The sequence below is a fragment of the Acinetobacter sp. V89_7 genome (genome assembly GCF_029967895.1).
In the GTDB taxonomy this organism is placed as follows: Bacteria; Pseudomonadota; Gammaproteobacteria; order Pseudomonadales; family Moraxellaceae; genus Acinetobacter; species Acinetobacter soli.
The window spans coordinates 37,947-60,153 of the sequence record NZ_JASCAJ010000021.1 but is presented as its reverse complement, the minus strand read 5'-3'; the positions used below and the strand labels follow the sequence as shown (position 1 = coordinate 60,153).

The 22,207-nt window shown below is 43.0% G+C and carries 18 protein-coding genes; 8 read left to right on the top strand and 10 right to left on the bottom strand.

What is annotated here, in order from left to right; all coding sequences use genetic code 11:
- Window positions 1-9: 9 nt before the first annotated feature.
- The 3 genes from QLG00_RS05235 to QLG00_RS05225 all read left to right on the top strand — a co-directional run bounded on the left by QLG00_RS05235 (window position 10) and on the right by QLG00_RS05225 (window position 5,453).
- Window positions 10-1,464, top strand: coding sequence for a right-handed parallel beta-helix repeat-containing protein (locus QLG00_RS05235; protein WP_282470619.1), 1,455 nt, complete (start codon window positions 10-12; stop codon window positions 1,462-1,464).
- A gap of 61 nt (window positions 1,465-1,525) precedes the next feature.
- Entirely contained in the window at window positions 1,526-2,845 is a 1,320-nt protein-coding gene (locus tag QLG00_RS05230; RefSeq protein WP_282470616.1) for a carbohydrate porin, read from the top strand.
- 178 nt (window positions 2,846-3,023) lie between these two features.
- Window positions 3,024-5,453 (top strand): glucose/quinate/shikimate family membrane-bound PQQ-dependent dehydrogenase, encoded by a 2,430-nt coding sequence (locus QLG00_RS05225; protein ID WP_119026575.1) that lies wholly within the window; start codon window positions 3,024-3,026, stop codon window positions 5,451-5,453.
- 44 nt (window positions 5,454-5,497) lie between these two features.
- On the opposite strand, the gene QLG00_RS05220 is transcribed toward QLG00_RS05225, so the two are convergent.
- Complete coding sequence (locus tag QLG00_RS05220) at window positions 5,498-6,313, bottom strand: IclR family transcriptional regulator (protein WP_250365652.1); 816 nt, start codon at window positions 6,311-6,313, stop codon at window positions 5,498-5,500.
- A 134-nt stretch (window positions 6,314-6,447) separates the two neighbouring features.
- On the opposite strand from QLG00_RS05220, the gene pobA reads away from it, so the two are divergent.
- Complete coding sequence (gene pobA / locus QLG00_RS05215) at window positions 6,448-7,662, top strand: 4-hydroxybenzoate 3-monooxygenase (protein WP_025094429.1); 1,215 nt, start codon at window positions 6,448-6,450, stop codon at window positions 7,660-7,662.
- 48 nt (window positions 7,663-7,710) lie between these two features.
- Here pobA and QLG00_RS05210 read toward each other — a convergent pair whose 3' ends face one another.
- From QLG00_RS05210 to QLG00_RS05175, 8 genes are all read right to left on the bottom strand, one after another.
- A complete protein-coding gene (locus tag QLG00_RS05210; RefSeq protein ID WP_282470615.1) occupies window positions 7,711-9,453 on the bottom strand; it encodes a tannase/feruloyl esterase family alpha/beta hydrolase in 1,743 nt (580 codons plus the stop codon).
- Window positions 9,454-9,476: 23 nt separating this feature from the next.
- Entirely contained in the window at window positions 9,477-9,878 is a 402-nt protein-coding gene (locus QLG00_RS05205) for a PaaI family thioesterase (RefSeq protein ID WP_048765038.1), read from the bottom strand.
- Window positions 9,879-9,898: 20 nt separating this feature from the next.
- Entirely contained in the window at window positions 9,899-10,438 is a 540-nt protein-coding gene (locus QLG00_RS05200) for a DUF3237 domain-containing protein (RefSeq protein WP_282470614.1), read from the bottom strand.
- A gap of 57 nt (window positions 10,439-10,495) precedes the next feature.
- Window positions 10,496-11,746, bottom strand: a complete 1,251-nt coding sequence (locus QLG00_RS05195; protein WP_213062717.1) for an OprD family porin — start codon at window positions 11,744-11,746, stop codon at window positions 10,496-10,498.
- A 76-nt stretch (window positions 11,747-11,822) separates the two neighbouring features.
- Window positions 11,823-12,962 carry an acyl-CoA dehydrogenase family protein gene (locus QLG00_RS05190; RefSeq protein ID WP_282470613.1) on the bottom strand — a complete coding sequence of 380 codons (1,140 nt, stop codon included), beginning with the start codon at window positions 12,960-12,962 and terminating at the stop codon, window positions 11,823-11,825.
- A 69-nt stretch (window positions 12,963-13,031) separates the two neighbouring features.
- The gene (locus tag QLG00_RS05185; protein ID WP_171063757.1) at window positions 13,032-14,921 is read right to left on the bottom strand and encodes a feruloyl-CoA synthase; all 1,890 of its coding nucleotides are present in this window, start codon (window positions 14,919-14,921) and stop codon (window positions 13,032-13,034) included.
- Window positions 14,922-14,998: 77 nt separating this feature from the next.
- A complete protein-coding gene (locus QLG00_RS05180) occupies window positions 14,999-16,447 on the bottom strand; it encodes an aldehyde dehydrogenase (protein WP_282470612.1) in 1,449 nt (482 codons plus the stop codon).
- Window positions 16,448-16,483: 36 nt separating this feature from the next.
- A complete protein-coding gene (locus QLG00_RS05175; RefSeq protein ID WP_004926700.1) occupies window positions 16,484-17,317 on the bottom strand; it encodes a p-hydroxycinnamoyl CoA hydratase/lyase in 834 nt (277 codons plus the stop codon).
- Between the two features lie 256 nt (window positions 17,318-17,573).
- Between QLG00_RS05175 and mhpT the strand changes: the two genes are divergently transcribed.
- Window positions 17,574-18,806 (top strand): 3-(3-hydroxy-phenyl)propionate transporter MhpT, encoded by a 1,233-nt coding sequence (gene mhpT, locus QLG00_RS05170; RefSeq protein WP_004926702.1) that lies wholly within the window; start codon window positions 17,574-17,576, stop codon window positions 18,804-18,806.
- Between the two features lie 63 nt (window positions 18,807-18,869).
- On the top strand, window positions 18,870-19,355 hold the full coding sequence (locus tag QLG00_RS05165; RefSeq protein WP_025096075.1) for a MarR family transcriptional regulator: 486 nt from the start codon (window positions 18,870-18,872) through the stop codon (window positions 19,353-19,355).
- Here QLG00_RS05165 and QLG00_RS05160 read toward each other — a convergent pair whose 3' ends face one another.
- Window positions 19,356-19,973, bottom strand: a complete 618-nt coding sequence (locus tag QLG00_RS05160; protein ID WP_004937745.1) for a TetR/AcrR family transcriptional regulator — start codon at window positions 19,971-19,973, stop codon at window positions 19,356-19,358.
- A 381-nt stretch (window positions 19,974-20,354) separates the two neighbouring features.
- Between QLG00_RS05160 and QLG00_RS05155 the strand changes: the two genes are divergently transcribed.
- Together QLG00_RS05155 and QLG00_RS05150 are read left to right on the top strand one after the other, a co-directional pair.
- Complete coding sequence (locus QLG00_RS05155; RefSeq protein ID WP_076032438.1) at window positions 20,355-21,317, top strand: metal-dependent hydrolase; 963 nt, start codon at window positions 20,355-20,357, stop codon at window positions 21,315-21,317.
- 41 nt (window positions 21,318-21,358) lie between these two features.
- On the top strand, window positions 21,359-22,192 hold the full coding sequence (locus QLG00_RS05150) for an SDR family NAD(P)-dependent oxidoreductase (RefSeq protein WP_004937737.1): 834 nt from the start codon (window positions 21,359-21,361) through the stop codon (window positions 22,190-22,192).
- Window positions 22,193-22,207: the final 15 nt, after the last annotated feature.

The window sequence follows — 22,207 nt, the reverse complement described above, 5'->3', positions numbered from 1 at the left end:
GTCATGAAATTGAATTCTTTGCGTTTATCAGCATTTGCTTTGGGCTTAATCTCTTCAGGCTTTGCGTCTGCGGAAACTTATATCGTTGATCGTTATCAGGATGATAACGACAAAGGCTCTTTACGTTGGGCAATTGAGCAATCAAACGCCAATACGGCTCATGAAAATCAAATTTTAATTCAAGCGGTTGGCAAAGCACCGTATGTGATTAAAGTCGACAAGCCACTTCCATCTATTAAATCAGCAGTCAAGATTATTGGGACTCAGTGGGATAAAACTGGTGAATACATCGCGATTGATGGTTCAAACTATATTAAAGGTGAAGGTGCTAAAGCTTGCCCAGGAGCAAACCCAGAGCAATACGGCACAAACGTCCGTACCATGACTTTACCGGGCTTGGTCTTGCAAGATGTAAACGGCGTAACGCTAAAAGGCTTAGATGTACATCGCTTTTGTATTGGTGTTTTGGTCAATCGCTCAAGTAACAACTTGATTCAACATAACCGCATTAGTAATAACTACGGTGGTGCGGGTGTGATGATCACAGGGGATGATGGTAAAGGCAACCCGACATCGACAACCACCAATAACAATAAGGTGTTAGACAATCTGTTTATCGATAACGGCGATGGTCTTGAGTTAACTCGCGGTGCAGCATTTAACTTAGTTGCCAATAACTTGTTTACTTCAACAAAAGCGAATCCTGAACCATCACAAGGCATTGAAATTTTGTGGGGCAACGACAATGCCGTGGTCGGTAACAAGTTTGAGAACTACTCAGACGGTTTGCAAATCAACTGGGGTAAGCGTAATTACATCGCCTACAATGAGTTAACCAACAACTCGTTAGGTTTCAATTTAACAGGCGATGGCAATATTTTTGACAGTAACAGAGTGCATGGTAACCGTATTGGGGTGGCGATTCGTTCTGAAAAAGATGCCAATGCTCGTATCACATTGACCAAAAACCAAATTTGGGATAACGGCAAAGACATCAAGCGCTGCGAAGCGGGTGGTTCATGTGTGCCGAATCAGCGTTTAGGCGCAATCGTGTTTGGTGTGCCTGCGCTCGAGCATGAAGGTTTTGTTGGCTCTCGTGGTGGTGGTGTTGTCATTGAGCCTGCAAAGCTGCAAAAAACCTGTACTCAGCCGAATCAGCAAAACTGTAACGCTGTACCAAACCAAGGTATTCAGGCGCCGAAGCTCACTGTATCTAAAAAACAAATTACGGTAGAAGTAAAAGGTATGCCAAATCAACGTTATAACGTTGAATTCTTTGGTAACCGTTCGGCTTCCTCTAAAGAAGCTGAGCAGTATCTAGATTCTGTAGTTGTTGTTACAGATGCTCAGGGCGTTGCAAAAGCCAACTGGACACCAAAAGTTGTTATGCCATCGATCACGGCAAATGTGACTGATCACTTGGGTGCGACTTCAGAGCTCAGTCCAGCGGTGATGATGAAATAATGTTTGTAGTATACGGTGTTTCCAGAAATTGGAAACACCTTGAATAGAAAGGGAATTTTCAATGCAAGATTTTTTAAAATTGGGCTTAATTTCTGCTGCTTTGCTCAGTTGTCAGTTTGCTTCGGCAAATGAATTTTATTCTCAAGATCGTCAGTGGCTTTTGGGCGATTGGGGTGGGAATCGTCAGCAACTTGAACAACAGGGATACAAATTCACGGCTTCGATCATGAGCCAGGCGGCAAGTAATATCTCTGGTGGCTTTAATGACAATACAACTGTTGAAAATGCGGGACAACTGACGCTGGGCGCAAATTTTGACTTGAGTAAAATTGCAGGTTGGAAAGATACAAGCGCAGCCATCATGATCACCAAACGTGATGGAAACGCAATCACTTTGGAACGTATCAAAGATCCACGATCATCGACACTCGGCAATTCACAAGAGATCTATGGGCGTGGAAAAATCTGGCGTTTAACGCAGGCTTGGATCAAAAAAGGCTTTGACGACAATACGGTACAAGTCAAGATTGGTCGTATGGGCATGTCAGACGATTTCAACAGCTCGCAATGTGAGTTTCAAAATCTATTGCTTTGTGGTGGTCAGCTCGGTAAGTCGATCGGATCGATCTGGTATAACTGGCCTGTAGGATTGTGGGGGGCAAATGTGAAGTATCAGTTTGCACCTGAATGGACATTGGGCCTTGGGGTATATGAAGTCAATCCAGATAATGTCAAAACACAGTCGAACAGTGACGGCTTTAACCTAGATATGAACAACGTTAAAGGCGCGACCATTCCGGTGGAGTTGGCATGGAAACCTAAACTTGCTTACTTTGGTGGGCTGCCGGGCGAATATAAAATCGGTGCGCTATATTCCACAGCAGAAGCAACAGATGTTGCCAATCCAAGTAAAGTACATGATGGTAAGCACAGTTTCTGGATCAATACACAGCAGCAACTTACGCAACAAGGCAATGATCCAAAGCGGGGTTTGTATATCAGCTTTAACGGTGTGCTAAACGACAAAGCCACGACAACGGTTCAAAGTACCCAGCAACTTGCACTTTGGTACAAAGGTGCTTTCGATAGCCGTCCAAATGATTCGATTGGTTTTGGTTTGGCCAATTATGTGGTAAACGAGCGTGCACGAGATCGTCAAATTGCAATTGATGAAAGTCGTGGTTATGACCAATACGATGCGTTGGCATCGAACTATATTCCTGTTCAGCACGATGAGCTGAATATCGAACTGAATTACACCTATCAATGGTCCCCAGCAGTCATGCTTCGTCCAAATATTCAATATATTCATCAGCCTGCTGGTGTAAAGGAAGTGGATGATGCATGGGTCGCTGGATTAACTATGCGTTTAAATTTCTAGCAATGACACAAAATGAAGAATAAAAATGTCTAAAATATAGTCAATATCGTTGCTGGTTTTTAAATTTAATTCGAACAGCTAAAGTGGCTTATCCCACTTTAGCTGAATGTGTTTATACATGAGCGCCTTACTTTGAAAACATCAAAGAATGGCAATCATGATAAGTGGAGAAAGATGTATGTCTGACCCTCAAGCGAAGTCTCACATCATATTTAAAATATGGTGTTTTATTCTTGGGCTGGCGTTACTCATTACTGGTGTATTTTATATCATTGGTGGTGGAAAACTGATTAGCCTGGGTGGTTCATGGTACTTCCTGATTGCTGGTTTAATTATTACTGCCTCAGCTTTTTTTATTTTCAAGAAAAAGGCAACAGGGGTGTGGTTATATGCTTTGGCCTTCATCGGTACTGTTATTTGGGCGTTAATTGATGCTGGTTTTGAATTTTGGCCATTGCATTCACGTTTGATGTTCCCGGCAGGTTTATTTGCTGCGGTCATGTTAACCTTGCCATCTATTCGAAAATACCAATATCAAACTCCAATTAATGCGCCAGCATATATCATTGGTGGTTTAACAGTTTTAGGAATGTTTGGCGGTTTATATGGCATGTTTATTCCGCATGCAACAGTAAAAGCATCTGGTGAAGAGTTACCTTTGATTCCGGTTGATCCTGCAAAAAAACAGGTTGATTGGGACCATTATGGTAATGATGCAGGCGGAAGCCGTTTTGTTGCGCTAGATCAGATTAACCGTAACAACGTATCTAAGTTGAAGGAAGCCTGGCGTTTCCGTACGGGTGATTTTACCACTGGTACGGGTAACGGCGCAGAAGACCAGATGACACCTTTGCAAGTTGGCAATAAAGTATTCTTGTGTACACCGCACAACAATATTTTTGCATTAGACGCAGATTCTGGTAAGCAGCTCTGGAAAGCAGAAGTGAATTCTAAAGCAGATGCATGGGAGCGTTGCCGTGGCGTCGCTTACTTTGATTCGACCAAAGCGTTGACTCAACCGACATTGGCTGGTGCAACTCCTGTTACAGCGGTCGCAACCAATACCCAGTGCCCACGTCGTGTGTACACCAATACACCAGATGGTCGTCTGATTGCAGTGAATGCAGATACAGGTGAGCGTTGTAAAGATTTTGGTGTAAATGGTACGGTTGATTTGTTAGAAGGTTTGGGGGATGGCACCAAAGCACCACGCTTTGAAGTCACTTCTGCACCGACTATCGCAGGCACTTCTATTGTTGTGGGTAGCCGTATTGCCGATAACGTAGGTGCTGATATGCCGGGTGGAGTCATTCGTGCATATGATGTCATTACAGGTAAATTGCGCTGGGCGTTCGACCCACGTAATCCAGATCCAAACTATGTGTTGAAGCCGGGTGAAATTTACAAGCGTAGCTCTGCAAACTCATGGGCAGCGATGTCGTATGATCCACAAATGAACACCGTATTCTTACCTATGGGCAGTTCATCTGTCGATTTATGGGGTGCAAACCGCCAGCCACTAGATCATAAGTACAATACGTCTGTTTTAGCGCTAGATGCAACGACTGGTAAAGAAAAGTGGGTGTATCAAACTGTTCACAATGATCTATGGGATTTTGACTTACCAATGCAACCAAGCTTGGTAGACTTCCCAATGAAAGATGGCAGCACTAAACCTGCGGTTGTGATTGGTACAAAATCTGGTCAGTTTTATGTACTTGATCGTGTAACGGGTAAACCGTTAACCAAAGTGATTGAGCAAGAAGTAAAAACTGCCGATATTCCGGGTGAGCAGTACAGCAAAACGCAGCCGCGTTCTGTAGAAATGCCACAAATCGGAAACCAGACTTTAACTGAGTCTGATATGTGGGGTGCAACGCCATTTGATCAGTTGATGTGTCGTATCAGCTTTAAATCGATGCGTTATGAAGGGCTTTATACCGCTCCGGGTACCGATGTTTCATTAAGCTTCCCAGGTTCTTTGGGTGGAATGAACTGGGGATCCATCGCATTTGATCCATCGCATCGTTACATGTTTGTGAATGATATGCGTCTAGGTCTATGGATTCAGTTGATCAAACAAACCCCAGAAGACTTAGCAGTTCAAGCCAATGGCGGTGAGAAAGTTAACACGGGTATGGGCGCAGTGCCGATGAAAGGTACACCGTACAAAGTGAACAAAAACCGTTTCTGGTCTGCATTGAGCATTCCGTGTCAGAAACCACCATTTGGTACGATGACAGCGATTGACATGAAAACACGTCAAATTGCATGGCAAGTACCATTGGGTACAGTTGAAGATACCGGCCCGATGGGCATTAAAATGGGCCTAAAAGCGCCAATTGGTATGCCAACCATTGGTGGTCCAATGGCAACTCAGGGTGGTTTGGTATTCTTTGCTGCAACGCAAGATTACTATCTACGTGCATTTGATACATCAACAGGTAAAGAGTTGTGGAAAGCGCGTTTACCAGTGGGTAGCCAAGGTACGCCTATGAGTTATGTGTCACCGAAAACTGGAAAACAATACGTTGTGATTTCAGCAGGTGGTGCACGTCAGTCTCCAGATCATGGTGACTACGTGATTGCATATGCCCTTGAAAAATAATTCAATCTTTAAAAAAAAGGGACTCTCAGGAGTCCCTTTTTTATTTAAACCAAATTACGCAGCTCATTCGCAGTATTGCGTAATAAAGGTAAAACTTGATCGATAAGATACTGTGGCTGCACCCTATTGGTTTGTGACATACAATTAAGTGCTGCAATGGTAAGCCCCTGTGCGTTTAAAACGGGTACCGCAATCGCAATCACACCCAGTTCATGTTCCTCAGTAGACAAACAGTAGTCCGATTGCCGAACAGCATCTAATGTTTCTAAAAAAGTATGTTCATCGGTAATGGTATAAGGCGTGAGGCGCTTCAGACCATATTTTTTAATCCATTCAATTTGTACTTCACGATCCAGAACAGAAAGTAATACTTTACCGGTGGAGGTAGCGTGGGCAGGCAAACGATTACCCAAATGCATCCCATAGGGACTCACGCGAAGATTATCTTGCTGGGGTAAATAACTACGCGCAACAGGTACAACTTCATGCTCATCGAGCACCACAATTGAAAAGGTGAGGCTGGTTTGAGCACACAGTAGATTTAAAAATGACTGTGCCACTTTGGGTAAATGTGCCGAGCTTAAATAAGAACTAGAAAAACGTAAAACACGATGTGTAAGCCAAAAATAGTGCTCATCGGTATCTAAATAACCCAAAAATTTAAGTGTCTTTAAATAACGCCGTGCAGCTGTTCTGCTTATGCCAGTACGCTCTGCAACCTGTGTCACGTTCAGTCGTTGTCTGTCAATTCCAAATGCTTCTAAAAGCGCTAAGCCTTTGGCCAAGCCTGCAATGTAATCTTCCGTGCGTATTTCTTCACTTGAATGAGGGTGCGCAAGGTATTGGTGATGTTGTTCCATAACATTCAGATCCAAAATGGTTTTGTCCGATCATCGGACAGTTGTAATGCTAATCGGATAATTTTGAGCCTTGATTATAGATGTCTTTTTAATGAGGCGATACTTTAAAAATAGAAAATAGCAAGGATGATGTTATGCAAACTATGAAAACCAAAGTTGCAATTATTGGTTCTGGCCCAGCGGGATTACTACTCGGTCAGCTGCTTTATAAAGCTGGAATTGAACACGTTATTGTGGAACAGCGAAGTGCCGATTACGTTGCATCACGCATTCGTGCAGGAATTTTAGAGCAAGTATCGGTCGATTTACTCGAGCAAGCTGGAGTTGATCAGAACCTCAAAGAAAAAGGATTGCCACACTCGGGCATTGAAATTCTGACCAATGGCCAAAAATTCCGTGTCGATTTATCGGCATTGACCCAAGGTAAACAAGTCACGGTATATGGGCAGACCGAAGTTACTAAAGATTTAATGCAAGCACGTGAGCAGGCTGGTCTTTGCTCATTTTATGAATCGAATGATGTTCAAATCCATGATTTTTATAATGCGCCAAAAGTGACTTTTGAATCCAATGGAACTCACTATCAAATCGAATGTGATTTCATTGCAGGATGTGACGGTTATCATGGCGTGTGCCGTGCTAGCGTGCCTCAAGATAAAATTAAAACCTTCGAAAAGGTCTACCCATTTGGTTGGTTAGGTGTACTTGCCGATGTGCCGCCTGTGGCAGACGAGTTAATTTATGTTCAATCAGAGCGTGGTTTTGCACTGTGTAGCATGCGCTCAGAAACGCGAAGCCGATATTACATTCAAGTTCCTTTAACCGATCATGTAGAAAACTGGTCGGATGATCAATTTTGGGAAGAGCTTAAGAATCGCCTCGACCCTGAAAGCCGTGAAAAACTCGTTACAGGCCCTTCAATTGAGAAAAGCATTGCACCCTTGCGGAGCTTTGTCACAGAACCGATGCGATTTGGAAAATTATTCTTAGCTGGTGATGCCGCACATATTGTTCCACCAACGGGTGCCAAAGGATTGAATCTTGCAGCTTCAGATATTGCATATTTGTCGAGTGCGCTCATTGAATTTTACACGCAAGGGTCTGAGCAAGGTATAGATCAATACTCAGAAAAATGCTTGCAACGTGTATGGAAAGCAGAGCGTTTTTCATGGTGGATGACCCATTTGTTACATCGCTTTGAAACCGAAAGCGAGTTTGATCATAAAATTAAACAAGCAGAATTGAGCTATATCTTAGGTTCTACGGCAGGTCAGACCACACTCGCTGAAAACTATGTGGGTTTACCCTATGAAATCAAATCCCTTGACCATTTAAAACATGCCAGCTAAAACAAAAAAGAGAGCGATTAGTCGCTCTCTTTTTTATCTCGGTTATGTTTATTTACAAGTGAAATTTTCGGCTTTTTCACTGTCACCTGTACCGTTATAACGTGCGATTTTTGGATATGGACACAGTGGTCGAGTTCGATTGGCCGACCAGCTCGATGGTAACTCGCTATTGATTTCGCCACTTGCATTACCGACACCGCGTGCAGAAGCGAGAATTTGATCTGGTGCTTGACCATATTCTACCCAGTTCACCAAAGCAGTAAGGGCATCAAACTGATCGGTCGCAAGCCCACCACGCGAATGATTCATTCCCGGAACGCGATAAAAACGAGCAAAACTTTGTGCATCACCCAAACTGCTGCTCTTGTATTTTGCCATCAGCTTATCGTACCAGTTTTGTGTGTCATCTACCGAAAATACGCCATCTGCTGTCCCTTGCACCACAATCATTTTACCGCCATGCAAGCGTAATTTATCCAGATTGAGCTCATCTGACGGGATCATAAATGACATCGCGCTTTCTGAATAGGTCGAATTGGTTGCAGAAAGTTTTGGGTAATCGGTATCAAAATTATAGTTAAAGGCAAATTGTCGTGAATTTTGCACAATTGTTGGATCTGGTGGTACCTGAAATATAATGCCTACCGCTACTGGGTCGCGTGCCGTACCCACAGAAGAAACAAATTTCCAGCTTGCCCAATTGCTACCAAGTAATCCCGGATCGTAAGGCTGGGTCGCATACAATGCTTCGCCAGATGAATTGACAGGGCCGCGGTAAATATTAGCCACGACATCGATCTGGTCTTTACTCAAACAGCTTCCATCACGTGAACCCGAGCAGACAGGCACATCTTTATGAATATCAAAGGCGGTTCGGCAGGCTTCAACGTCTTGTACCATACCATCTGCTATACCATCGAGTGCATCACAGCGTGTTAAAATCGCATTGGCAAGTACGTTACGTTCTGCATAGGTGAGGGCAGTGCTTAAATCATTTTCATCGGTGGCAACACGACGTAATTGCTGCGCCGTGTATAGCTGTGCCGCTGCTGCACGTGGTAGATGAAATCCGGGTGTACTGGCTAAGATGCCATCGTACTGATCGCCTAAGCGTGTTGCAGCCATCATGGCATGTCGACCGCCGTTAGACGTACCTCCTGCATAAGATCGATCTGGCAATTTACCGTAAGCTGTTTTAATCAGATCTTTGGCCATAGGCGTTAACTTTGTAATAGCACCATAGCCATAGTTGATACGAGCTTGCGGATCTAAACCAAAAAGAGGATTTTGTGCAGATGAATGTCCAGCATCGGATGAAATTACCGCGAATCCGTCGTTTAAAGCATTGCTTAACATCCCGCCGCTGCCCACTTGTCCGGTCGCTGTGGCGATGTTGCCGTCGGTACCACCATTTCCTTGATATAGAAAACGTCCGTTCCAGCTCACTGGAAGTCGCATTTCAAAGCCAATCTGATAGGTTTTACCATCGATTGAGCTAATACGTTGCTCCATATAACCTTTGACCAAACAATGCGCCGGAATATTTTTTCCTGCAACAGTCAGAGCGCCTGCATTTTGTAAAGTTGCACTTTCAACTACGGTGGTATCAAATTTGAAACCGCTTAGATCTGTACAACTGCCTTTGAGCTGAGCACCTACTGCTGGGCTCAATTGTGGAATACTTTGGCTCGACTGTGCCGTATCATGATCGTTATTGTCATTACATGCAGCTACACTGATGCAGACGCCGAGCAATGCAGCATGTTTAAAAAGATGTTGAAGTTTTTTCATTGCAATATCCTTATGCCTGAAATTTATGCATGTGCCAAGACCATGAAATTTGCGGTACTACGCGCCACAAGTTTATGGTTTTGCCACGCTTCACTTTCGATGTTTAAAATGGATTTTCCTTGTTTGATAAATCTACATTTCGTCACTACAATCCCCACCAGACACGGCCTTAAAAAATCTGTGGTCAGATTAATAGTCGTGGCTGCTTGCTGCTGATTGGCATAGTAGGCAAAGAGCCCCATGACATCGTCCAGCATGGCGCAAAGCATTCCACCTTCAATGGTGCCTCGCGGGTTGGTAAAGCTCTCAAGTGCCTGATATCTGACTTCAAGTTCAAGTTGATCTGGGTTCCATTGAATGCTATGACCACCTAGTAAATGATGAATGGGGGGTAAGTGTGCAGGAACAGATAGATCTGGCAGCATAATGAATCACTCCTCACGACTTATTGAAGCGCATACGCGTCATATACAACAGCTTTTCCCAGACGCATGGCACTTCCCACGCCAATGGTATGGTTCAACCACGCGTATTGAGGCGCACTGGTTTCAAACTGCATGGTGACTTTAAAATAATAAGTTTTGGGGTCGACCTCTTTGCCTTGAGCCAGTTGTTTTAAAACGTCTGGCGGACCATATCGATAACCTTTGGTTTGCAGGTAAATCAGTGCACCATCATCGGTTTGAAGTAAATAGCGCGTATCAATAATGGCATGACCTTGCGCATCAACAATTTGCCAATCTGCACCATTGTTCAAAATTTTGCCTTTGAGTGTTTTGCCTTCAAAAGTGCCTCCTGTAATGGGGATAATACGTCGCTTGCCTGCATCACTGGTTGAACCAAGTTCCCAGACAGGTGCGTTTAAATCGACACTAAATGTGGCCAATGGTTGAAGATGTAGCGGTGGTGGTGCAAATTGGGGTACTGCATGTGTTTGGTGTGCACAAGCAAAACTAAAGCAGAGCGCTATTATTTTTTTATTCATATTATTGTTCCTGAAAAAACAAGGCGCTAGCATCATGCTAATGCCTTGTTTGAGTCATTATTTAAATTTCCATGTGTAATCGATGTTAATTCGGGTTTCATTGACTGGCTTGATGTTGGCTGTGGCCAGCATGTTGTTGTCATAGATCGCATAGCGTGCGCGGAGGGAAAGGTTCTTAAGCCAGCCAGTTTGTACGGTGTAGCCAATATCGAAATCTGTTTCGCGCTCTTTTAAATCCGTTCCACCCAAGTTAGGCGCATAAATATTGCGGCCCATGGTGTAGCGTGTCATGAAACGTAAACCCGGCACATAATCTTTAAAATCATATTCGTAACGAAAGCTGTATGCTTTTTCTTTCGGATTTAAAAATTCGCCCGGCCATGTATCGATGAGCAGTCCTGTTTCACCGCCCGTTAAATATGGAAAAGCGGTTTCACCAAAATGCTGAAAGGTACCAAAAATAAATTTATGATTTTGGCGTTTAAGCTCAAAATGCGCATGATATAAATCGTTGTCGACCAAACCAGCCTTTGCTTGGCCTTCATCGCGGCTACGATAGTAATGTAGATAGCTGCTTAAACGAGTTTGCGGATTTATGTCCCATTTGTATAAAAAGCCAGTTGTCATCTGATCGTATAAATTATTAACATCCAGATAAAATAATCCTAAGCGTAAAGCCGGACTTACATTGTAATAGCCACCTGCGTAGTAAAGACCATTTGTTTCAGCACTTTTGAAACGCCCATTCACCGCTGAAATCTTGATATTTTCATAATTGGTCGAGTCGCGCTGATTCACCTTGTCTATAAATGCTCCTTGCAGCTCAAAATTCTTAATATCTTTCGATTCCAGTGAAATACCACGGTAGGTTTGCGGTAGTAAGCGTGCAGGAGAGGCCACCAGCACGGGATTCATCGGTCTGAGTGTTCCTACTTTTAATTCGGTCTGACTGACTTTTGCTTTACCGGTCAGGCCAATTTCGCCGTAGCTGCTGGCGGGTTCATTGGTGATCGTGTCGCGAGGTAAATTGCCTGTACCCGCATATTTGGCACTGGCATCGAGCTTAAATCCTGCTGTAGCCAGAACATCGAGCCCAAAACCAATGGTTCCTTCGGTGTAACCAGAATTTGCTTTAAAAATAAAGCCTTGTGTCCAGTCTTTTGCAGCGGGATATTTAGAAACTTCTTGATAATCGCGATCGAAATAGAAATTTCGTGTGGTGAGTTCGACTGTACTTTTATCAATAAAGTCTGAAGCAAATACAGAACCCGAGAGCATCACAGCAGAGTACATCCATAATTTTGACATTGTATTTCTTCCTGAAACATCTTTGTTGTTTTGACAGGGTTGGTCGTACCAACCATGAGGTTTAAAAAAATATTGGTTATTTTCCGAGTACGTCTCGCGCCACGATTTCCTTCATGATTTCGTTGGTGCCACCGTAAATTTTTTGCACACGTGAATCGACAAAAAAACGAGAAATCGGATATTCCTGCATATAGCCGTATCCCCCAAATAATTGCAGCAGTTGATCGATCACGTCGCACTGGGTATCGGTAATAAAGCATTTCAATGCAGCAACATGGCCCACAGTCAGCGCCCCCTGATGGTACATTTGGGCACATTCATGAATAAACGCTTGCGCTGCTTTGGCTTTGATTTGTGCATTGGCAATCACAAAGCGCGTGTTTTGAAGCTGCGCCAGTGTTTGGCCAAATGCTTTGCGCTCTCGTACATAACTGGTGGTCAGGTCAATCGCGCCCCAAATCGACCCCATACCCATCATCGCGATACTTAAACGTTCACGGGGGAGCTCTTGCATCAGATATGCAAAGCCTTGGCCTTCTTGACCAAGGCGCTGAGTTACTGGTACATGAACGCCATCAAAAAAGAGTTCGGCAGTGTCTTGTGCATGCAGTCCAATTTTTTTAAGCGAACGTCCTTTTTCAACGCCTTCAAGTTGCGCATCGACCAAAAACAGAGAAATACCTTTTGCGCGTGCCTGTGGGTCTGTTTTGGCAACCAGAACAATTAAATCGGCATGTAGTCCGTTGGAGATAAAGGTTTTTGAACCATCAATGATGTAATGCTCGTTGTCTAAAATCGCTTGAGTGCGAATAGCTTGAAGGTCTGATCCGGCATTGGCTTCGGTCATGGCAATTGCTGTTACCACTTCGCCCGATACCATTTTGGGTAACCAGTATTTCTTTTGCGCCTCACTACCCATATTTTGGATATAAGGAGAGACCAGTTCATTTTGTCCACCAATGGCAACCGCAAGTGAGCCAAATCCTGCGCGTGCAGTTTCTTGCACCAGCATGAGCGAGTAGTGAACTGGTGCGCCATATCCACCGTATTCTTCTGGAACATCGATACACAAGAACCCATTTTCACCGAGTAAGTTCCAGATATGTCGAGGAATCAGGCCATCGTGCTCCCATTGCTCGTAATAGGGCGCAACATGATCGTTTAAAAAACGTTTGTAAGTATCGCGGAACAATTCAAAATCAGTATCTTGCTGCATATTTCACCTTTTTTTAGCATGATCAAGGCCTAAGCCCATACGAAATGAGCTTGAGAACAAGAAATAAACTTAGGAGTGATTTAAAACGGGTATACGTACAATCAATGGATTATCTGTTTGTTTGTTATACAGTTCTTCGACCAGTGCAGCACGACGTTTTAAGATGTTACTCTGATTTAAATTGCCTTTATCGGTTACTTCACCTGCATCGAGCTGTGGTGCTTCAGTCATTAAATACAACATTGATACCCGATTTGAACTGCCCGTGGCATCTTTGTTGTACTGAATTAAAAACTGTCGAAACCACTGCTGTACTTTAGGGTGTTGCAAGATATCTGTTGCACTATGATTTTTCATATTCAGACCAGCAAAATCTGCACAGGCATCAAGCTTAGGAAAAACCAAGAAGCCAATCGCATTTAGATTTGACCCGGTAATACAAACATCTTGAATTAACAAATTACCTTGAATGAGTGCCTTGTTGCGTAAAGTACCGACATTAACAAAGGTGCCCGTGTTGAGTTTAAAATCTTCTGCAATACGGCCGTCGTACATCAGGCCCTGTGCAGGGTCGTTTGGATCGACCAGACGTACCGCATCGCCGGTATGGAAAAAACCGTCTTCATCAAAAATTGTGCTTTGCTGATCGGGTTTTAGTCGCCAGTAGCCTTTCATGACATGTAAGCCACGCACGCAAAATTCAAGTTTATCGCCATATGGTACCAGCTTGATTTCGCAGCCTGGAGCAGGGTAGCCAATAAAACCAGCCATTACCCGCGGGCCTGTGGTAAAGGCGCACGATGGTGCCGTTTCGGTCATGCCCAAGCCACTCATGATGCGGATTTTTTCACCGCAATGTGCCTGCGCAATTTTATCGAGTCGGTTCCATCCTGCTTCAGATAATGCAGCACCAGCAAAAAACAAAATTTTAACGTTGGCAAAGAAGCGATCTCTGAGTTCGGCATCTTTTTCCAGTGCATCGGTGAGTTCTTCCCAGCCTTTGGGTACATTTAGATAAACCGTCGGTGAAATTTCTTTTAAATTTCGAATCGTTTCATCAAATTTTCCCGGAACGGGCTTACCGTCATCGATGTAAATGGTTCCGCCGTTATAAAGCGCAATCCCAACATTGTGGCTTCCACCAAAGGTATGATGCCAAGACAACCAGTCTAACAATACAGGCGGTGTGTCTTCAAACTCTGGAAAAGTTTGAAGTAGCATTTGTTGATTGATACACAGCATCAAATGTGTGGTCGGAACAGCCTTTGGAAGCTTGGTCGAACCGGATGTAAATAAAAACTTGGCAATCTGATGCTCATCTAGCGTTTCATAATGCTCTTGAACATCGGTCACGGGGGTATCTAATAAAGACTGAAACGATGTACAGACTTGATCGCCTATAATGCCTTTATTGGTCACAATTTCAATATGATCTTGCGTACAGCTTTGAATGGCTTTAGCAAAAGCTTGTCCATCATTTGCATACACCATGCCTGGGGTGAGCACATCAAACACATGTTTTAATTTGCCAAAATCTTGAGATACCAGTGAGTAGGCTGGCGAAATAGCAGAAAATGGTACACCTGCCAACATCGCGCCCATCGAAAGCGTTAAGTGTTCAAGATCATTTCCCGATAAAATTACCAAAGGTCGTTCTTGGCTTAAGTTGCGCTGATGCAAAGCTTGTGCAATATGCCAAGCACGTTGCAAGGTTTCTGCATAACTGAGCCTGATCCATTCGCCTTGTGTATTGCGTTTAGCGGCAAAGGTATGGTCGGGCTTAACTTTAGCAAAATGAATCAAACGATCGGTCAGTTTTTGCGGATAAGCCTTGAGTTGTTCTTTGGGTTGAATATGTAAAACCGGACCTTTATAAAAATAGTCAATTGCATGTTGTCCAAGTTTTACAAAGCGCTCTCTGTCTTGTGATTGAGTGGCATTCATTTGCATTTCGTTCACTCCATGTTGTACATCGCTGTACTTTTTTGCATCATGCAATTTTTATATCGTTATTTTTTTAAAACCATACCCAATGGTTAAATTGGGTAATGGCGTGGCTGTGTTTGTACGGTAATCCAGCGAAGCTCGGTAAATTCAGCAATGGATGCTTTACTGCCAAAGCGACCATAACCACTCGATTTAGTGCCACCGAAGGGCATCTGTGCTTCATCGTGTACGGTTGCACCATTGATGTGGCAAATCCCGGAGTCAATCTGTTTGGCAACATCCATCGCCAAGCCAAAATTTTGACTAAACACAGCCGAAGATAAACCAAACTCACTGTCATTTGCCAAGCGAACACCGTCTTCAATGCTAGCAAAACGTTGTACTGTACAAACTGGCCCAAATGATTCTTCGCGATACAATAGCATTTCAGGTTGAATATCCAGTACGAGTGTCGGTTGCATGAGGGTATTTTGAATCTGGATACCCAACGGAAGGTTGGCACCTTTTTGCTGTGCATCTTCAAGTAAGTGCTGAATTCGCTCTGCTGCGCGTCGGCTTTCAAGCACACCCAACATACTGCCTTGCTGCGTTGGATTACCTGCTTTAAGTGAGGCTGTTTTTTGAATGAGCTTTTCAATAAAGCGATCTGCAATGCCGTCTTGAACCAAAACACGTTCTGTCGACATACAGATCTGGCCTTGATTGAAAAATGCACCAAATGCAACCGCATTCACAGCTTCATCCAGATCGGCATCATTTAAAATCACCACAGGCGCCTTACCACCAAGTTCTAATAAAACAGGTTTAAGATGCTTTGCTGCTGTTTCGGCAATAATTTTACCCACTTTGGTCGAACCGGTGAAATTAATGCGTTTAACTGCAGGGTGTTCAATCAGACGCTCAACGACTTGTGGTGCATCTTGAGGTGCATGTGTAATCACATTAACCACACCTTCACCCAAACCAGCTTCATTTAAAATTGCACCTATCAAGCGATGGGTTGCCGGGCAAGCTTCCGAGGCTTTGAGTACTACCGTATTGCCACAAGCTAAAGGCATTGCAAGTGCTCGGGTTGGCAAAATAACAGGTGCATTCCAAGGTGCGATCCCGACTACAACACCACATGGCACCCGAATTCCCATTGCCAGATTGCCTGGTACATCAGACGGAATTAAGCTTCCGTCAATTTGAGTGGTCATCGCGGCGGCTTCGCGTAGCATGTTGGCTGCCAGATGTACATTAAAGCCATACCATGTGGCTGTTGAACCTGTTTCACGCATACCGATTTCGATAAACTTTTCGGTATTTTGATCCATCAGATCTGCCGCTTTGAGCAAGCGTAAACGACGTTCAGTCGGCGAAACTTTTGACCAGATTTGAAATGCACGGCCAGCCGATTCAAGTGCACGATCAACATCCTCAAGTGTTGCAGCAGCAACACTTGCAACATGACCGTCTATTGGGCTAATGCGTTCAAAGGTGGCTTGATTGGCAGCATCGACAGACTGACCATCAATAAGTAACTGTACATGTTGCATCGAGTGTATCCTTACTTGAGCATTGATGTTGCGAACTTAACCTGTACGCTTATAGCTTTGCAAACCTGGCTTAATCGATTTTTCATCTAAGAACTGTTTTAAACCCTCTTGGCGGCCGCCCTCAGTATCTCGATGATTACATTGATCCAGTTTGGCATATAAGTAATCTTCATTCTGATCCCATGTCAGCTCACGACAGCGCTTAAAGCCATTTTTAGCTGTACGTAAAACGACAGGGTTTTTCTCGACCAGACACTGTGCCAGTTCTGTCACTTCTGCCTTTAGCTGTGCAAGCGGGACGCTTTTATTAATCAGACCCATTGCTTCAGCTTCTTTACCGGTAAAAGTTTTACCGGTCATAATGTAATACAGTGATGCACGATGACCAACCGTATCTGCCATCGCTTTGCTGACGAGGTTGCCCGGTGGAATGCCCCAGTTAATTTCTGACAGTCCAAAAGTGGCTTCATCGGCTGCAATGGCTAAATCACAGGCCACCAGTGGCGAGAAACCACCACCAAAACACCAGCCGTTAACCATGGCAATTGTTGGTTTAGAGTACATACGAAGTAATTGCCACTGCCAGCGACACGAATCACGTCGAATACGTTCTTGGAAAATTTCAGGTTGAGCATCTACTTCACGGAAATATTCTTTTAAATCCATGCCAGCAGTCCAAGAATCACCGGCACCAGTTAACACCAGCACTTTTGCCTCTGAATCTAGCTCGAGTGTTTCAAGCACATCGATCATTTCACGGTTGAGTGTTGGGCTCATTGCATTTTTTTTGTGAGGGCGATTAAGTGTGACCCATGCAATTCCATGTTCTACTTGTACATCAACGGTTTCCCAACGTTTATCGTATGTCATTTGTTTTCTCCTTGAATGACAAATTATGCTGTCTTGGATTTAATTTAATATCAGTTAAACTTACATTCAAGCGTTTTTTGAAGAATTTTACAATTTTTTTATAATATCTTGATTTTTAATATTAAAAATATTTTTTAGAAAATTTAATAAAAAAACATATTGATTTTTTTATAAGCTTAACTGATATTTTATGTGTGTTCTTTGAACATTGACAATAAAAACGTAAAGGATGTTTAGTCAAAATAAGGAAGAGACTATGGATACCGTATCGAAGGCGTCGGGAAGGGCGAAACTTACGTTACTGCTGTGCTTTGCTATAGCGATATTTGAAGGCTTTGATCTTCAATCGATGGGTGTAGCAGCACCGCGAATGCGTGCCGAATTTATGTTAGATAATGCCCAAATGGCTTGGGCATTTAGTGCTGCAATTATTGGAACCCTGCCAGGCGCGATTATCGGTGGTCGTTTGGCAGATATTGTAGGTCGTAAAAAGATTTTAATTTTGAGTATTATGCTGTTCGGGATCATGTCATTACTGACAGCTTTTGCCGCTAACTATAACTTATTGCTGGTGATTCGTTTTCTTACTGGTTTAGGTATGGGCGGTGCATTACCCATGATGATTACGGTTGCATCAGAAGCTGTGGCTGAAAACCGCAAGGCCACCGCAGTCAGTATTATGTACAGTGGCATTCCATTTGGAGGGCTATTGACCTCTGTTGTGGCTATGCTTATGGCTGGCGATGCAGAGTGGCGGCATATTTTTTATGTGGGTGGTATTGCGCCGATATTACTCATTCCACTCCTAATGAAGTTCTTACCTGAATCCAACAGCTATCTGCAGAAAAAAACACACCTGCAAAGTACAACACCATTTTGGGAAGTGCTGTTTGCAAAAGAAAGACGGATGTCGACCATTCAATTATGGATCAGTTTCTTTTGTACGCTGGTAGTGCTGTATTTCTTACTGAACTGGTTACCACTGCTTATGGGTTCACAAGGATTGTCTAAACTTGAAGCCAACTATGTACAGATGGGATACAACGTAGGCGGAATTTTTGGTTCTATTTTGATGGGTATGCTGCTCGACAAGATGCGTATGAGCAGTGTGATTAAGTTTATCTATGCGGGCATTCTGGTCGCTTTGTGTTGTCTGTCGATTTCACCAACAGTTGCATTGCTGGCACTTTCTGCCGTGGGTTGTGGCTTGTTTATTGTGGGTGGACAATCTGCTTTATATGGTCTGGCGGCAATGTATTATCCAACCGAAATGCGTGGCACGGGCGTGGGTGCAGCAGTTGCAATTGGACGAATCGGTTCTTTTGCCGGACCGTTGGTTGCAGGTTTCCTACTTTCGTTAGGTCAGAGCTCGACCATCGTCATTGGTTCAAGTATTCCGATTATCCTGATTGCTGCAATATCTGCACTAATGCTTGTCAGAAAGCCCAAACACCCTGTACATTTGGCGCATGGCTCAAGCGCTCAGTAACATTCTTTTAAAAGTATGGGGCTGATTGGCCTCATACTTTTTAATTTTTTATGAAGATAAATTATGCTACGTTCAAGTTCAGTTGATAGAAAAAGAGAAGAAGAGCCACGCTTAAGTTATATGATTGCTCGGGTTGACCGTATCATTAGCAAATATTTGACTGAACACCTAAGTGCGCTTGAGATTAGCTTGCCGCAATTTACTGCGCTTTCGGTGCTGGCGGCCAAACCGAATTTATCTAATGCCAAGCTTGCCGAACGTTCATTTATAAAACCGCAATCGGCCAATAAAATTTTGCAAGATCTACTCGCAAATGGCTGGATTGAAAAAGCACCAGATCCAACTCATGGTCGACGTATTCTAGTTACGGTTACACCGAGTGGACTAGACAAACTAAATCAATGCAACCAAGTGGTTCAGCAGCTCGAAGCGCAAATGTTGCAAGGGGTCGATATTAATCTGGCTTTTCTGATTCGTAATAACCTTGAATTAATGGTAAAGAATTTAAGTTCATTTTCTAGTTTAGACCAATCAAAAGAGGAGCTTTAATTATTGTTCAGCTTTCTTAAGCTCGGCATTAATATAGCTCATAATCATGGTTTTCAGTCCATCTACCAACTCGTCAAAACTGATGTAAGGATTGGGCAAAATCAAATGCCGTGCAATATTAAAAATGCCGCTGTTAATACTGACATAGGCTGTAACTGCAAGATTATTCACCTTTAAGTACTTTGGATTATGCATCATGTATTTCATGACAATATTCATCAGTTCCCGCTCAATCTGATTAATATACTTGTCATAACGCAGTTCATTGGCATGTCGTAAACAAATCAGATAGCGTTCATTGTTTCGGGTGAGCAAATCTCGAAAATTATAAAAAATAAGTTCAATGACAGATTCTAGCTCCATATCCATAATGACAGGCGTAAGATCTTTAATCATTTTTAAAATTTCTTGTACAAATGATGCCGCCATCGCATCGTAAATTTCTTCTTTATTTTTAAAGTATTCATATAAAGACCCAACACTGACACCTGCAATATCTGCAATATGCCGAGTTGTGGTTCCACTCATACCATGCAATGCTACAGATATAAATCCAGCCTCAATAATGGTATCTACCGTGACTTTTGCTCGTGTTTGGCGTGGCTTTCGAGTGCTCAATGGATATTCCTTAAATCCGAACAATAATTCAAATTATCATGTTAGGCCAAATACAACAATTTAAAAAACATAAATCCGAACAGCAAAAAACACAACAAACTTCAGCCACTGAGCACCTCAAAAATCGAAGATTGTCAGTTGCGCAAAGCATCAAATTTAATGGTACTTTTAGTCAATATGCTAAATAAATTTATTAAAAATTAATAATTTAAAATAGATGAAGGTTTGAGTATGAATAAATAGCCTAAGCTACATTAAAGTTTATCAGATGATCTAGACCCGAATTGAATCCGAATAACACATCGGATTAGCATGAAGATATGTAAGAAGTCTGAACAATCTTTCAGCTTAATCCATTGAATGCTTTAAGAAGGTGTCGCCATGATCTCGACCGCAGTAAAAAAATCAGTCCAAGCTTTCAAGCCTATGCCTAAATTTGAGTTACCAGATTATACCCAAAAACCTGCAATTCCAATTCGTCATATTGCAGTTGGATTTGATGGAAAAGAGATTGATTTTGCGTTTTACATGAACAATCAATTTGCCAGTACTTTTTTCGCAACGCTCTCTGTGTTTTTAACGTATGGTGAAGATCTGGTCATTGAAACCGCACGGTATCATCGTGATTTCGTGAAAGATCCGCTATTGAAACAGCGTGTGACATCGCTGATCGGACAAGAGGCGATTCACTCTAAACTTCATAATGAATTTAATGACGCGATTGCACATGAAGCCGTTAATTTCCCAGTAAAACTATATCGCTTTTTGGGAGAGAAGTTTTTTGACAATATTTTCTTAAAATTTCCACAACCACTTAAGCTCTCCATGATGGCCGGAATCGAGCATTTTACCGCCGTGCTTGCAGAATACATGATGAAGCACGAGAAAAATTTCTACTATTCAAATGATGCCAAAACACGTGCGATGTGGATGTGGCATATGCTTGAAGAGTCGGAGCATAAAGATATTGCGTATGATGTCTATCAATTACTCAATGGAAACTATGCATTACGTGCAGCAGGCTTCTTTATAGCCTTTGGAACTATTTTGGGATTGATTCCGTTTTCAACATTGTTTGTGCCAGTTTTACGCCAACCAAAAGACCTTGTGACACGCAAATTCTGGAAAGATGCCAAACGCGGTGTAGCGCTGATCTTTAGTCCAAATGATGGTGTTTTTGGTAGCACTATGGGGCAAATCTTTGACTATTTACGTCGCGATTTTCATCCAAATGATCACGATACCAGTGAATACCTTGAGTATTACAAAGAAAAACTACTCAAAGAAGGTGGTGCCATTGCGCCGTATCTTGTGAAAGTTTTTACACCAGCGCTTCGTAGCTAAATCGATGCAATTGCAATGCTCAGAAAAAAGGACACATCACGATGATGCTATTTGGACGGAAAAATAAAAAACCAAGTTTTAACGCCTATGCAGTGGTTACAGGTGCGGGAAGTGGTATCGGGCGCAGTTTTGCTTTGGAGCTTGCAAAACGCAAAGCTACAGTTGTCTGTGCAGATATTAATCTGACTGGTGCTGAAGAAACGGTACGCTTAATCGAGCAATTAGGTGCAAAAGCGTTTGCGATTCAATGTGATGTGAGTCAAGCAGAACAGGTCAAGTCTCTGGCGGAGCAAGCCGAGCATCTCATGCAGCATCCGGTAACGTTGGTGATCAACAATGCTGGGGTAGGCTTGGGTGGAAAGTTTGATGAAATCAGTTTAGACGACTGGCAATGGGTGACCAATATCAATTTATGGGGTGTCATTCATGGTTGTCATTACTTTGTGCCTAAGTTTAAACAACTTGGTTATGGTGCCATCATTAATGTTGCATCTGCGGCATCGTACACTGCGGCACCTGAAATGACAGCCTATAACGTCACTAAAGCCGGTGTTCGTGCTTTGTCTGAAACTTTGTACGCAGAGCTTGGTAAGTTTAACGTAAAGGTGAATGTATTGTGCCCAACTTTAGTACCCACCAACATCATCAAAAACGGCCGTATACCTGGGCGCTATTCAAAACTTGCAGATCATGCCCTGATGAATTTTGCCTTGACCACCAGTGATGCAGTAGCACGTTTAACACTCAATCGTCTGGATGCGGGTGAGCTTTATACCATTCCACAACTTGATGCCAAACTTTTCTGGCTGATGAAACGGACGTCACCTGTGCTTTACACCAAATTTTTAGGTCTATCGTACAGTTTATTTAAGTAAGTTTGATTTGAAGGT